Here is a 14,344-nt window from a genome sequence, read left to right as displayed (position 1 = left end):
TGGGCGCCATTTTTCACTGCGGCAAGAATTACTTCTTGATGCGGATAACCGGGGTTTCACCCACGGTTACGCTACCGGACAGTTTGATTAGTTCTTTGATTTCGTCCATGTTGGAGATAACAACCGGAGTCAGGGTAGACTTGGCTTTCTCTTCCAGCAGCGGCAGATCGAATTCAATCACGGTATCGCCAACTTTCACGCGCTGACCTTCTTCAGCAATACGCTTGAAGCCTTCGCCTTTCAGTTCAACGGTGTCGATACCGAAGTGGACGAACAGTTCAACGCCGCTATCAGATTCGATAGAGAACGCATGGTTGGTTTCAAAGATTTTACCAATGGTGCCGTCTACAGGCGCGACCATTTTGTTTCCAGTTGGTTTGATAGCAATGCCATCACCAACGATTTTTTCCGCAAAAACGACATCCGGCACGTCTTCGATATTGACGATCTCGCCAGAGAGCGGAGCAATGATCTCAATAGTTCCGGTATCCTTCTTGTCGTCGGAAACCAGAGATTTCAGTTTATCGAACAAACCCATGATCTTCTCCTAAGCAGTAAATTGGGCCGCATCTCGTGGATTAGCAGATTGTTTTTTCTTCAATGAACTTGTTAACCAGCGTCATTAACTCGTCCGTTGTCGGTTGAGCAAGAGCCTGCTCTGCTAACACCTTCGCATCTTCGAAGTTCGTGTTACGGATAATCTTCTTAATGCGCGGGATAGAAATGGCGCTCATAGAGAATTCGTCCAGACCCATCCCCAGCAACAGAAGTGTAGCACGTTCGTCGCCTGCAAGCTCACCACACATGCCAGTCCATTTGCCTTCTGCATGAGAAGCATCAATAACCTGCTTGATCAAGTTCAGCACGGACGGTGACATCGGCTGGTAAAGATGTGAAATCATATCATTACCACGGTCAACTGCCAGGGTGTACTGCGTTAAATCATTGGTGCCGATACTAAAGAAGTCCACTTCTTTGGCTAAATGACGCGCAATTGTCGCAGCTGCTGGTGTTTCCACCATTACGCCGATTTCAATTGACTCGTCAAAGGCTTTGCCTTCATCGCGCAGTTCTTGTTTGTAGATTTCGATCTCTTTGCGCAGTGCACGCACTTCTTCAACAGAGATAATCATCGGGAACATAATGCGCAATTTACCGAAAGCAGAGGCACGCAGGATGGCGCGAACTTGATCACGCAGGATTTCTTTACGATCCATTGCAATACGTACTGCACGCCAGCCGAGGAACGGGTTCTCTTCTTTCGGGAAGTTCATATATGGCAGCTCTTTGTCGCCGCCGATGTCCATGGTACGTACAATCACAGCCTGTGAGCCACACGCCTCAGCCACTGCTTTGTATGCCGCAAACTGTTCTTCTTCAGTGGGCAGCGCGTCACGATCCATAAACAGGAATTCAGTACGATACAGACCAACACCTTCTGCGCCGTTACGCTCTGCACCTTCAACGTCACGCACGGTGCCGATGTTAGCGCAAACTTCTACCTGATGACCATCCAGCGTAATGGCTGGCAGATCTTTCAGTTTAGCAAGCTCTGCTTTTTCAGAAGCCACTTGCTCCTGAACCGCGCGCAGTTTATCAATAACTTCGTTGGTTGGATTGACGTAAACCTGATTATTTACGGCATCCAGAATCAGATAATCATCATTTTTCACCTGGGAGGTGACGCTACCAGTACCTACAATGGCAGGCAATTCCAGAGAACGCGCCATGATTGAGGTGTGGGAAGTACGTCCACCCGCATCGGTGATGAAACCCAGCACCTTTTTCAGGTTCAACTGAGCAGTTTCAGAGGGGGTCAGATCCGCTGCAACCAGGATAACTTCATCCTGAATGGAGCTCAGATCGATAATCTTCAGGCCCAGGATGTTGCGCAGCAGGCGCTTACCGATATCACGCACGTCAGCCGCACGTTCTTTCAGGTATTCATCATCCAGTTCTTCCAGGGCAGAAGCCTGACCTTCGATAACTTCATGAGCAGCTGCATCAGCTGTCATGTGTTTATCTTTAATCAGGGCTATGATTTCCTGCTCCAGCTCCTCATCTTCGAGTAGCATGATATGCCCTTCAAAGATGGCTTCTTTTTCTTCGCCGAAAGTTTCACCAGCTTTCGTTTTGATCGCTTCAAGTTGCGCAGATGCCTTGGCACGACCGCTCAGAAAACGTTCAACTTCATGGTCAACCTTATCGGCAGAAATTTTTTTCCGGTCAATAACGATTTCGTCTTCTTTCAAAAGCAGAGCTTTACCGAAAGCGATACCCGGGGATGCTAAAATGCCTGAAATCATAACCCTACCTTACTTGTGACTGATATTTAATTGGACCCGGAAAAAATTACTCGAGTTCCGCCATCAGTTTGACCAGATGCTCAACTGCTTTTTGTTCGTCTTCACCTTCAGCAGAGATGGTAACAACCGTACCTTGAGTCAGACCCAGGGTCTGCAGTTTGAACAGGCTTTTCGCGCTGGCGCTTTTGCCATTGGAAGTCACAGTGATCTCAGAAGTGAAGCCTTTAGCTTCTTTAACAAACTGAGCAGCAGGGCGGGTGTGCAGACCGTTCGGAGCGGTGATGGTAACTTCTTGCTGGAACATTATATTTCCCCAACTTATTGGTTTAGTGTTGTGGAACTAAAGTCTAGCCTGGCGGCTCAACTTTAGCCTGTATTGTTCGCGCCAACTTTTAAGGACGCGGCACACCAGGTGTTAACGGCGGTCCTTGCTGAAAACGTCTGGCTGATGATGTTCTGCTCATCATTAAACATTATGCCGCTAAAGGAAGAATTGAACCAAATCATTAAATCGATTCAGCAGGCGGCTTTCCTGTAACGATTAATTTCGAGCATCAAAATAATTTGTCAGGTTAAATACCAGTTCCGACAGGTTGGATCAATGCCAGGAGAGGTCAAACTTTGAAGCAGGCCACAAAAAAGCACCTGAAAAGGTGCTTTTTTACGCGTTTTTAACACTTTGGCATCACTGTTGCAGTTCTTTCTCAGTGAAGAGATCAGCAAACAAAGCAGTGCTCAGATAACGCTCACCTGAAGAAGGTAGGATAACCACAATATTTTTATTGGTAAAGCTTTCATCTTCCTGCAACTTCAATGCAGCAGCCACTGCTGCGCCAGAAGAGATACCCGCAAGGATACCTTCTTCTTCCATCAGGCGGCGTGCCGTAGATATTGCTTCTTCATTGGTGATACCAATAACTTTATCAACCAGTTTGAGATCCAGATTCGCCGGAATAAAACCAGCACCGATTCCCTGAATTTTATGTGGGCCAGGCTTCAGTTCTTCACCTGCCAGCGCTTGAGCGATAACCGGAGAGTCGGTTGGCTCAACAGCGACAGAGATGAGATCAGTCTTGCCTTTGGTGCCTTTAATGTAACGGCTTACACCCGTTAACGTACCGCCAGTGCCTACACCCGCGATAAAAACATCAACTTGCCCATCGGTATCTTCCCAGATTTCCGGGCCAGTGGTTTTCTCATGAATTTCCGGGTTTGCCGGATTGCTGAACTGTTGCAGCAGTAGATATTTTTCTGGATTGCTGGCAACAATTTCTTCCGCTTTCTGAATCGCGCCTTTCATACCTTTTGCGCCTTCAGTAAGAACCAGATTCGCACCGAGCGCTTTCAGCAATTTACGGCGTTCGATACTCATGGTTTCTGGCATGGTCAGAGTCAGTTTATAACCACGAGCAGCAGCTACATAAGCCAGCGCAATCCCGGTGTTACCACTGGTCGGCTCAACCAGTTCAACACCCGGTTTCAAAACACCGCGTTTTTCGGCATCCCAAATCATATTGGCACCGATACGGCATTTCACGCTGAAACTTGGATTACGTGATTCCACCTTCGCCAGAATGCGTCCGTTACCGATGCGATTCAGGCGAACCAGCGGTGTATGACCGATAGTCAGCGAGTTGTCTTCATAAATCTTACTCATGGCCTGTCCTTAACTGTATGAAATTGGGATACCTCTCCAGCATACCTGCCGTACAGAGATGGGGAAGTAAGTAATTCGCATATCTATATGCTGAGATGAAATAATGGTTATCAGTATGGAATAAGAGGCGGCATAAGCCACCTCTGTTCGCTACACAATTACCTTATTTCCATAACGCATGCTTATCACGATAGCAATCTACCCACATCGCTGTCGCCCCGCAAACGGCAACAGGCATGATGAATAAATTGAGTACCGGGATCATGGTGAACAGACTGGTCAGTGCGCCAAACTGCATGTTAGTCACTTTACGTGTACGCAGCGCCATACGCATCTCTTTGAATGGCACTTTATGGTTATCGAACGGGTAATCGCAATATTGAATGGCCAGCATCCAGGCGCTGAACAGGAACCACAGAACCGGAGCAACAGTTTGCCCAACACCCGGAATAAAATAGAGAATCAGCAATACGATAGCGCGTGGGAGATACCATGCGAGTTTTTGCCATTCTCGCTTCATAATACGTGGCAGGTCTTTCATAATACCGAAAATACCGGTATCTGGTGGTGTCGCACCCGTCAGACGAGCTTCGAGTTGTTCTGCCAACAAGCCATTAAATGGCGCTGCTATCCAGTTCGCCAGGGTAGAAAAGAAATAGCCAAAAATAAGCAAAACAGAAATCACTGCCAATGGCCAGAGGATGTAACTCAGCCATTGTAACCACTCCGGCACATAACTCATCAACGCCGGGATCCAGGTGTCCAACTGAGTGAAGAGCCACCAGAAAGCGCCACCCATGAGCAGAATGTTGACCAGTAAAGGCAGAATCACAAAACGACGGATACCTGGTTGCGAAACCAGTTTCCAGCCCTGTGAAAAGTAGTAAAAACCGCTGCGTGGTACATTTGCGGATGATGAAATCATAATCAGGACAGACTCCTTCTTGTTAAGCCCTGGGATTAATCTGTGTATCTTACCGGGTTAATACCGCAGTGCCAGTTAGGAAATGTTCGAAAAAACAGCAAAAAGCACATTTTCGTTCATCTTTGTGCGGTGAAAGTTAAGAGTACACTTGCACTAGACGTAATCGACAAATACTCTTAGTGAGTAAATGTTTGCCGTGGTGGCAAGGTGTTAGAACAACAGAGAATATAATGATGCAGGATTTGCGTCTGATATTAATCATTGTTGGCGCGATCGCCATAATCGCTTTACTGGTACATGGTTTCTGGACCAGCCGTAAAGAACGATCTTCTATGTTCCGCGATCGCCCACTGAAACGTATGAAATCAACCCGTGACGACGATTCTTATGACGAGGATGTCGAAGAAGACGAAGGCGTTGGTGAAGTTCGTGTTCACCGCGTGAATCATGCGCCGGCGAGTAACCCGGAACATGATGCTACTCGTCCGTCGCCGCAACACCAGTACCAACCGCCTTATGCGTCTGCGCAGCCGCGTCAACCGGTCGTGCAGCATCCGCCTGAGCCGCCGACGCCGCATGTTCAGCGTCCCGTAGAGCCGGTACAGCAACCGGTTTACCAGCAGGCGCCAGCGCAACAACCTGTTCATCAGCCGCAACCGGTTCAGCAACCTGTTGCGCCGCAGGTACAACCAGCGCCGCAGCCTGTGCCACCTGCACAGCAACCTTCTGCCCAGGCATTCCAGCCAGCGGAACCGATCGTTGAGCCGCAGCCTGAGACCGTTGTTGAGCAATCACCCGTTGCTGAAAAACCGAAGCGCAAAGAAGCTGTCATAATCATGAACGTCGCGGCGCATCATGGTAATGAGCTGAACGGTGAACTTCTTCTTAACAGCATTCAGCAAGCGGGCTTTAAATTTGGTGATATGAATATTTTCCATCGCCATCTTAGCCCGGATGGTAGTGGTCCGGCGTTATTTAGTCTGGCAAACATGGTGAAACCGGGAACTTTCGATCCAGAGAATACCGAGTTCACAACACCGGGTGTCACTATCTTTATGCAGGTACCGTCTTATGGTGACGAGCTGCAAAACTTCAAGCTGATGCTGCAATCTGCGCAGCATATTGCCGATGAAGTGGGCGGTGTAGTGCTTGATGATCAACGCCGTATGATGACTCCACAGAAACTGCGTGAGTATCAGGACATCATCCGCGAAGTAAAAGCCGCCAACGCCTGATACACTTAAGGCCAATTAACTCCTCTTCGAACCCCCGCTTGTCGGGGGTTTTTAGCATTGATGGTGCGATATGGAATCAATCGAACAACAACTGACAGAACTGCGAACGACGCTTCGCCATCATGAATATCTTTATCATGTGATGGATGCGCCGGAAATTCCCGACGCTGAATACGACAGGCTGATGCGCGAACTGCGCGAGCTGGAAACCAAACATCCAGAACTGATTACGCCTGATTCGCCTACCCAACGTGTAGGTGCTGCGCCGCTGGCGGCTTTCAGCCAGATCCGCCATGAAGTGCCAATGCTGTCGCTGGATAACGTTTTTGATGAAGAAAGCTTTCTTGCTTTCAACAAACGTGTGCAGGACCGTCTGAAAAGCAACGAGAAAGTCACCTGGTGCTGTGAGCTGAAGCTGGATGGTCTTGCCGTCAGTATTCTGTATGAAAATGGCGTTTTAGTCAGTGCCGCGACCCGTGGCGATGGCACCACCGGGGAAGATATCACGTCTAATGTGCGTACTATTCGCGCCATTCCGCTGAAGCTACACGGAGAGAATATCCCGGCACGGCTGGAAGTGCGTGGTGAAGTGTTCCTGCCGCAGGCGGGCTTCGAAAAGATTAACGAAGATGCGCGACGCTCGGGCGGGAAAGTGTTTGCTAACCCGCGTAATGCGGCTGCAGGTTCACTGCGTCAGCTTGATCCGCGTATTACAGCGAAGCGACCGCTCACTTTTTTCTGCTATGGCGTCGGTGTTCTGGAAGGTGGCGAGCTGCCGGATACTCATCTTGGCCGTTTACTGCAATTTAAAAAGTGGGGTTTGCCGGTCAGCGATCGAGTAACGCTTTGCGAATCGGCGGAAGAAGTGCTGGCGTTCTACCACAAAGTGGAAGAAGACCGCCCGACGCTGGGCTTTGATATCGACGGCGTGGTAATTAAGGTCAACTCTCTGGCACAGCAGGAGCAGCTTGGCTTTGTCGCGCGAGCCCCGCGCTGGGCGGTAGCGTTTAAATTCCCGGCGCAGGAACAGATGACCTTTGTGCGTGACGTCGAGTTTCAGGTTGGGCGTACTGGCGCGATTACTCCTGTTGCGCGTCTTGAACCAGTCCATGTTGCTGGTGTGCTGGTGAGTAACGCCACACTGCATAATGCTGACGAAATCGAACGTCTTGGTTTACGCATTGGCGATAAAGTGGTGATTCGCCGCGCTGGCGACGTGATCCCGCAGGTGGTTAACGTCGTGCTTTCTGAACGCCCGGAAGATACCCGTGAGGTTGTATTCCCGACGCATTGCCCGGTATGTGGTTCTGACGTCGAGCGTGTGGAAGGTGAAGCTGTTGCCCGCTGTACCGGTGGCCTGATTTGCGGTGCTCAGCGTAAAGAGTCGCTGAAACACTTTGTTTCCCGCCGCGCGATGGATGTTGACGGTATGGGCGACAAAATCATCGATCAGCTGGTTGAAAAAGAATATGTCCACACTCCGGCGGATCTGTTCAAACTCACCGCGGGCAAACTGACCGGACTGGAGCGCATGGGGCCGAAATCGGCACAAAACGTGGTTAACGCGCTGGAAAAAGCGAAAGAAACCACCTTTGCCCGTTTCCTTTATGCGCTTGGCATCCGTGACGTCGGCGAGGCCACTGCAGCAGGTCTGGCGGCATATTTTGGCACGCTGGAAGCGCTGGAAGCCGCTTCGATTGAAGAGCTGCAAAAAGTGCCAGATGTTGGAATTGTTGTTGCCTCCCACGTTCACAACTTCTTTGCCGAAGAAAGCAACCGCAATGTCATCAGCGAACTGTTGGCGGAAGGTGTTCACTGGCCTGCACCGGTAGTAATCAACGCGGAAGAGATTGACAGCCCGTTTGCCGGTAAAACCGTGGTGCTTACGGGCAGCTTAAGTCAGATGTCGCGTGATGACGCTAAAGCTCGACTGGTCGAACTGGGGGCGAAAGTCGCGGGCAGTGTGTCGAAGAAAACTGATCTGGTGATTGCCGGAGAAGCGGCTGGTTCTAAACTGGCGAAAGCGCAAGAACTGGGCATTGAAGTGATCGATGAAGCGGAAATGCTGCGTTTGCTGGGAAGCTGAGATGGAAAAAGAGCAGCTGATTGAAATAGCCAATACGATAATGCCGTTTGGCAAGTACAAAGGACGTCGCTTAATCGACCTGCCGGAAGAGTATCTTTTGTGGTTTGCCCGCAAGGATGAATTCCCGGCAGGGAAGCTCGGTGAGTTAATGCAAATCACGCTGCTGATTAAAACCGAGGGGCTGACGCAACTGGTCCAGCCCCTGAAGCGTCCGCTTTAAGCTTTATCGGCGCTGCTTTCCTGCTGCGCCTGTAACTGTTCGGTCTGGCGTTTGTATCGACGCGCCAGCACCGCACAGACCATCAATTGGATCTGATGGAAAATCATCAGAGGCAGCACCATCATACCGATCACCGATGTGGGGAACAGAATGTTTGCCATCGGGATGCCATTTGCCAGACTCTTTTTCGAACCACAAAAGACGATAGTAATTTCATCTGCCTTATTAAAGCCCAGTCGGCGTGCCATAAAGACGTTAACCACAATCACAATAGCCAACAGTACGCAGCTGACCACCACAATGAACAGCAACGATCCCCAGCCAACTTTGTGCCAGATGCCGTTAACGACGGCTTCGCTGAATGCCGTATAAACCACCAACAGAATGGATGTCTGGTCAGTTTTCGCAATCCACTTCTTATTGCGTGCCACCCAGTTGCCAATCCAAGGGCGAGAAAGATGTCCCAGCACAAACGGCAGCAACAGTTGCAGCATAATTTTACCGACCTGCTCAAGGCTGCCCTCTGCACCGTGAACATTCATCACCAGACCAACCAGCAACGGTGAAAGGAAAATTCCCAGCAGGCTGGATGCCGACGCAGAACAAACCGCCGCCGCGACGTTACCGCCTGCCATTGACGTGAAGGCGATTGCAGACTGCACGGTAGCGGGGAGAATGCACAAGTAGAGAAAACCGGAGTAGAGCATCGGGTCGACATTTACGGGTTTCCACCAGGCAAACAGCACGCCCAGAATCGGAAACAGCACGAAGGTGCTACACATTACCCACAAATGTAGTCGCCAGTGGCTACCACCCGCAATGATGGCTTCACGCGACAACTTCGCGCCGTGCATAAAGAACAGCAGGGCAATGGCTGCGGTGGTCAGATTTTCAAAGAAGGGGACGAAATTGCCTCTGGCAGGAAAGAAAGAGGCCAACAGCACTACCGTGATAAGTGTCAGCGTAAATGGGTCAAGAATGCGAAAAAGTTTCATAACGGCTCCAGCAGAACGATGCCAATATTGTGCGTTTTTCTGGTTTATAAATAAAACTGATTTACGGCATCAACAGGTGAACAGACCACAAATTCAGATGATCTCAGGGGATATATACTCTGAATAATTCAAGTTGCAGTGGCAGTACATGCAACCTGAAGCATAACGAGTGTATCAATGTAGCTGTGGAGATCGACATTTGCCAGAGAATAGTAAACTTCTGGCGGGGAAGGGGGAACCGTCACCAGGAAGTGACGGCTATTGGCTATAAAACAATCAAAAGATGTATTTAACTGAATAAATTATGCCGTCCTGGAGAAAGGCTTCGCCAAGTTTATTATCGGCGTAGCGGTACTGTATTCCAGCAGTAAAATGAGGCGTGGCATTCCACCAAAAAGCGACGGCTCCATTGATACCGTCTTTACCGCCGTTACCTGCGGCGTAGCTTTCATCGCGATCAAACTCATATTCGTTCCAGTTTGTCAGGGTAAATTTCTCACTACCAAGCATAAAACTATAGCCTGCAACCCATCCCATCACATAACCATTATCCCCGGTATAATAGGTCTGATCGGTATAACGTTTTGCAAAAAATGGCTTAAACCAGTAACCGTTTCCTGTAAAATTATATCCTAAGCCATAAAGGAACATATCATCGTGGAAATTAACACGATTTGGTGAACCGTAAGTACCGTAAGCATGTAAATAAAGATTTAATCCGCTATCACCTAAATAAATACGGTTGGTATTTTTAAAAGTATATCGCTGCTCACTGCCTGGTTTCGTATGGCGACTGTTATAGAAATTCTCCCAGTCAAAAAAACCGTACAGTTCACCCCAACTGAAGTTTGCACCACCTTCAATTTCCAGATAGCCAAAATCATCTTTGTGAGATTTATTACTGGTTTTCCTGGTAGTGTCTGATGTCCAGTCAAGATAATGCAGACCTATATCTGCAAATCCACCTTTAAATTCAGCATGCACCAGTTGTGGTAAAGCGAGTAACGTCGCAGCATATCCGGCCAACAAAATTTTTTTGGTCATGGTAAGTTCCATCTGTTCAGGTATTATTTTAATGAATTGCAGTACGATGAGTAAATTATGATTGTTGGTGATTTTATTTTGGTGTTGGCCGTTTATACCAATACTTTATTTTTTATAAATCATTCACAGAGGATCTGAATTTAAATGAAGTATTGATATAGAATCAAAATCAATGGCGGTGATAAATGATATTGGTAACTTAAGGCAGGTAATCGTTATAAATGCAGGGTAAAGCTTAATTTCACATGTCACTAATAAGGACTATTCATGACTGATTCACTTTTTTCGCAAAATCCAGTCTGGTGTGTCGATATCATTCGTCGCTACAAACCTGATTTTACACCTCGTGTGGCCTTTATTCTGGGTTCAGGGCTTGGCGCGCTGGCAGAACAAATTGAAGACGCGGTTGCCATTTCCTACGAAAAATTACCCGGTTTTCCTGTCAGTACTGTTCATGGTCATGCCGGAGAGTTAGTGCTTGGGAATTTGGCTGGCGTACCAGTAGCCTGCATGAAAGGGCGTGGTCATTTTTATGAAGGTCGTGGTATGACCATCATGACTGATGCCATTCGTACCTTCAAATTGCTGGGCTGTGACTTGCTGTTTTGTACTAATGCAGCCGGATCACTGCGTGCTGATGTTGGCCCTGGCAGTTTGGTGGCACTAAAAGACCATATCAATACTATGCCTGGAACGCCGATGGTAGGCTTAAATGACCAACGTTTTGGTGAGCGCTTTTTCTCACTGGCGAATGCCTATGATGCTGACTATCGTGCAATTTTGCAGAACGTCGCTCAAGAGGAGGGGTTCCCTTTAAGTGAAGGTGTCTTTGTTTCATATCCTGGCCCAAATTTTGAAACTGCTGCCGAAATTCGCATGATGCAAATTATTGGTGGTGATGTAGTAGGTATGTCTGTTGTACCAGAGGTTATTTCTGCCCGTCATTGCGATCTAAAAGTGGTGGCTGTTTCGGCAATTACCAACCTGGCTGAAGGGTTAAGCGATGTGAAGCTTTCTCATGCACAGACGTTGGCTGCAGCAGAATTATCACAGCAAAACTTCATTAATTTGATTTGTGGTTTTTTACGCAAAATCGCCTGAGAAAAATAACAATCGGCCTCACTGATGAGGCCATAATTATGCGATAAGGAAACGAAAATGAGTATCGCAACACGTTTAAAGGTGATGTCATTTTTGCAATATTTTATCTGGGGGAGTTGGTTAGTTACCCTGGGTTCCTACATGATTAACACCTTACACTTTACTGGTGCCAACGTTGGCATGGTCTACAGTTCTAAAGGTATCGCAGCAATAATTATGCCTGGGATTATGGGTATAATTGCCGACAAATGGTTACGCGCAGAGCGTACCTATATGTTATGCCACCTGGTTTGTGCTGGCGTGCTATTTTACGCAGCATCGGTTACTGATCCCGATACAATGTTTTGGGTGATGCTGATTAATGCAATGGCGTTTATGCCAACCATCGCTTTGTCGAATAGTGTCTCATATTCTTGCCTGGCACAAGCAGGGCTGGATCCGGTTACAAGTTTTCCACCTATTCGTGTTTTCGGCACGGTGGGATTTATTGTGGCCATGTGGTTAGTAAGCCTGTTGCATCTTGAACTTAGCAGTCTGCAGCTTTATATCGCTTCTGGTGCTTCTTTAGTTTTGTCAGGTTACGCTTTAACTTTGCCAAAAATACCGGTAGCAGAAAAGAAAGTTGCTACATCACTTGTTAGCAAGTTAGGTCTGGATGCTTTTGTATTATTTAAAAATCCACGGATGGCAATATTCTTTTTATTTGCCATGATGTTAGGGGCAGTCTTACAAATTACTAATGTTTTTGGCAATCCATTCCTGCATGATTTTGCGCGTAACCCACAGTTTGTCGACAGTTTTGTAGTGAAATATCCTTCTATTTTACTTTCTGTTTCGCAAATGGCGGAAGTCGGCTTTATTCTTACCATTCCATTTTTTCTGAAGCGCTTTGGCATTAAAACCGTTATGTTAATGAGTATGGTTGCCTGGACATTGCGATTTGGTTTCTTTGCTTTTGGTGATCCATCGCCGCTTGGTTTTATTCTACTGCTATTGTCGATGATTGTTTACGGATGCGCTTTCGATTTCTTTAATATCTCTGGTTCTGTCTTTGTCGAGCAGGAGGTTGATTCCACCATTCGTGCCAGCGCGCAGGGATTATTTATGACCATGGTCAATGGTGTTGGTGCCTGGGTAGGCTCTATTCTAAGCGGTATGGCAGTGGACTATTTTACCATCGATGGTGTAAAAGACTGGCAAACTATTTGGCTGCTATTTGCCGGTTATTCACTGATATTAGCGTTTATATTTTCTGTATTCTTTAAATATAAACATGAACCAGAGAAAATGAGTCATAAATCACTGGCGCATTAATAACTATACGCTAATTAATTCGAGTTGCAGTCACCGCACATGTAACTTGAAGTATGACAAGTATATTAACTGGCGAGCAAATAGCCCGCCAGTTAAATGCTTCATTCATCAAGTCATATAAAATTATTCAAAATATAAATTTACCTTAAGGGATAACAATGAAAGACATTCTTTTATCTTCGGGAATTGGTTTTGGTATAGGTGCATTGTTTACATTATGTCGATTACCTATTCCTGCCCCGAATGTATTGCCAGGCGTATTATCTATAGTATTTATGTATATTGGTTATCTGGCGGTAAAATTTATCTTTCACTAATTGATGTGATAAATTTAGAACGTTAATCATCTTCTCATGGAGCGCAATAAACATGGAGCGAAACCCTCGTATAGACCTTAAGTTATTGCGCTACTTTCTTGCGGTGGCAGAAGAGCTGCATTTCGGACGCGCTGCCGTACGGTTGAATATGTCACAGCCGCCTTTAAGTATTCATATTAAAGAACTGGAACAACAGCTCGGCACACTGCTTTTTGTTCGTCATTCACGAAGCGTGGCTTTAACACATGCTGGAAAGATCTTGATGGAAGAGTCTCGCCGGCTACTGGCAAGCGCAAACCATGCGCTTTCTCGTGTGGAGCAAATCGGCCGTGGTGAGGCAGGGCGGATTGAACTCGGCGTAGTTGGCACGGCAATGTGGGGAAAGATGCGCCCGGCAATGCGCAATTTTTTGAAAGAACATCCAAATGTTGAAGTCCTGTTTCGTGAAAAATCACCCGGTATGCAAATGGCGCTACTGGAAAGAAGAGAACTGGATGCCGGGATCTGGCGAATGGCACTACAGCCATCAAGTGGATTTACCAGTTTACGCTTGCATGAATCCTCTTTTCTTGTGGCGTTACCTGAAGACCATCCAATGGCGAGGTGTGAATCGATCCCCTTACTGTCTCTCTGTAATGAATACTTCGTTACGCTACCTTCAGCTCACTCTGACTGGGCTTTTTTGCAAAGCGTTTGCCAACAGGCTGGATTTACACCACTGATCGTACGTGAAGTTGTCGAACCACAGACGGTATTGGCAATGATTAGTATGGGAATTGGAATTACCTTGATGGCAGAAAGCTATGCACAAATGAACTGGCCTGGGGTGATATTTCGTCCCCTTGATGAGCCTGTTCCGGCAGATTTATATATTGTTTACGATCAGCAGCAGGCGACACCTGCATTGCAAACGCTGGTTAGGGCATTAACGGGGTAGATAGTGGTTGAGAGGAATAGCAAAAAAGCGCCTTTAGGGCGCTTTTTTACATTGGTGGGTCGTGCAGGATTCGAACCTGCGACCAATTGATTAAAAGTCAACTGCTCTACCAACTGAGCTAACGACCCGAAGTGGTGGGTGATGACGGGATCGAACCGCCGACCCCCTCCTTGTAAGGGAGGTGCTCTCCCAGCTGAGCTAATCACC

The 14,344-nt window shown here is 47.4% G+C and carries 14 protein-coding genes and 1 tRNA gene; 7 read left to right on the top strand and 8 right to left on the bottom strand.

Annotated elements, in window-relative coordinates:
• Positions 1–28: 28 nt before the first annotated feature.
• The 5 genes from crr to cysZ all read right to left on the bottom strand — a co-directional run bounded on the left by crr (position 29) and on the right by cysZ (position 4,888).
• A complete protein-coding gene (crr, locus tag K0335_RS13820) occupies positions 29–538 on the bottom strand; it encodes a PTS glucose transporter subunit IIA (protein WP_000522247.1) in 510 nt (169 codons plus the stop codon).
• Between the two features lie 40 nt (positions 539–578).
• Positions 579–2,306, bottom strand: a complete 1,728-nt coding sequence (gene ptsI, locus K0335_RS13815) for a phosphoenolpyruvate-protein phosphotransferase PtsI (protein ID WP_000623109.1) — start codon at positions 2,304–2,306, stop codon at positions 579–581.
• 46 nt (positions 2,307–2,352) lie between these two features.
• Entirely contained in the window at positions 2,353–2,610 is a 258-nt protein-coding gene (gene ptsH / locus K0335_RS13810) for a phosphocarrier protein Hpr (protein WP_000487600.1), read from the bottom strand.
• 381 nt (positions 2,611–2,991) lie between these two features.
• Positions 2,992–3,963 (bottom strand): cysteine synthase A, encoded by a 972-nt coding sequence (gene cysK, locus K0335_RS13805; RefSeq protein ID WP_000036909.1) that lies wholly within the window; start codon positions 3,961–3,963, stop codon positions 2,992–2,994.
• 163 nt (positions 3,964–4,126) lie between these two features.
• Positions 4,127–4,888: a sulfate transporter CysZ gene (gene cysZ / locus K0335_RS13800; RefSeq protein WP_000625919.1), complete on the bottom strand. Its 762-nt coding sequence runs from the start codon at positions 4,886–4,888 to the stop codon at positions 4,127–4,129.
• A gap of 230 nt (positions 4,889–5,118) precedes the next feature.
• Here cysZ and zipA point away from each other — a divergent pair, with 230 nt between their 5' ends.
• The 3 genes from zipA to K0335_RS13785 all read left to right on the top strand — a co-directional run bounded on the left by zipA (position 5,119) and on the right by K0335_RS13785 (position 8,429).
• Positions 5,119–6,123 (top strand): cell division protein ZipA, encoded by a 1,005-nt coding sequence (gene zipA, locus K0335_RS13795; protein WP_000983149.1) that lies wholly within the window; start codon positions 5,119–5,121, stop codon positions 6,121–6,123.
• A 70-nt stretch (positions 6,124–6,193) separates the two neighbouring features.
• Positions 6,194–8,209, top strand: coding sequence for an NAD-dependent DNA ligase LigA (gene ligA / locus K0335_RS13790; protein WP_104919545.1), 2,016 nt, complete (start codon positions 6,194–6,196; stop codon positions 8,207–8,209).
• A 1-nt stretch (position 8,210) separates the two neighbouring features.
• A complete protein-coding gene (locus K0335_RS13785; protein WP_000410201.1) occupies positions 8,211–8,429 on the top strand; it encodes a DUF3820 family protein in 219 nt (72 codons plus the stop codon).
• On the opposite strand, the gene K0335_RS13780 is transcribed toward K0335_RS13785, so the two are convergent.
• Together K0335_RS13780 and K0335_RS13775 are read right to left on the bottom strand one after the other, a co-directional pair.
• Positions 8,426–9,424: a bile acid:sodium symporter family protein gene (locus tag K0335_RS13780; RefSeq protein ID WP_000765626.1), complete on the bottom strand. Its 999-nt coding sequence runs from the start codon at positions 9,422–9,424 to the stop codon at positions 8,426–8,428. The two genes, K0335_RS13785 and K0335_RS13780, sit on opposite strands and share 4 nt — an antisense overlap.
• A gap of 276 nt (positions 9,425–9,700) precedes the next feature.
• Complete coding sequence (locus K0335_RS13775; protein WP_000162399.1) at positions 9,701–10,468, bottom strand: outer membrane protein OmpK; 768 nt, start codon at positions 10,466–10,468, stop codon at positions 9,701–9,703.
• 267 nt (positions 10,469–10,735) lie between these two features.
• Here K0335_RS13775 and xapA point away from each other — a divergent pair, with 267 nt between their 5' ends.
• The 4 genes from xapA (at position 10,736) to K0335_RS13755 (ending at position 14,137) form a co-directional block, all read left to right on the top strand.
• Positions 10,736–11,569: a xanthosine phosphorylase gene (xapA, locus tag K0335_RS13770; RefSeq protein ID WP_000132345.1), complete on the top strand. Its 834-nt coding sequence runs from the start codon at positions 10,736–10,738 to the stop codon at positions 11,567–11,569.
• A gap of 57 nt (positions 11,570–11,626) precedes the next feature.
• On the top strand, positions 11,627–12,883 hold the full coding sequence (locus tag K0335_RS13765) for a nucleoside permease (protein WP_000020438.1): 1,257 nt from the start codon (positions 11,627–11,629) through the stop codon (positions 12,881–12,883).
• Positions 12,884–13,041: 158 nt separating this feature from the next.
• A complete protein-coding gene (locus tag K0335_RS13760; RefSeq protein ID WP_000651760.1) occupies positions 13,042–13,200 on the top strand; it encodes a DUF1427 family protein in 159 nt (52 codons plus the stop codon).
• Positions 13,201–13,252: 52 nt separating this feature from the next.
• Positions 13,253–14,137 carry a LysR family transcriptional regulator gene (locus tag K0335_RS13755; protein ID WP_000440803.1) on the top strand — a complete coding sequence of 295 codons (885 nt, stop codon included), beginning with the start codon at positions 13,253–13,255 and terminating at the stop codon, positions 14,135–14,137.
• A 52-nt stretch (positions 14,138–14,189) separates the two neighbouring features.
• On the opposite strand, the gene K0335_RS13750 is transcribed toward K0335_RS13755, so the two are convergent.
• A tRNA-Lys gene (locus tag K0335_RS13750) sits at positions 14,190–14,265 on the bottom strand.
• Positions 14,266–14,344: the final 79 nt, after the last annotated feature.

The organism is Escherichia sp. GZ89, assembly GCF_019366485.1.
GTDB classification, from domain to species: Bacteria; Pseudomonadota; Gammaproteobacteria; order Enterobacterales; family Enterobacteriaceae; genus Escherichia; species Escherichia fergusonii.
The sequence above is the reverse complement of the archived record's forward strand: the minus strand, read 5'-3'. Positions and strand labels throughout refer to the sequence as shown.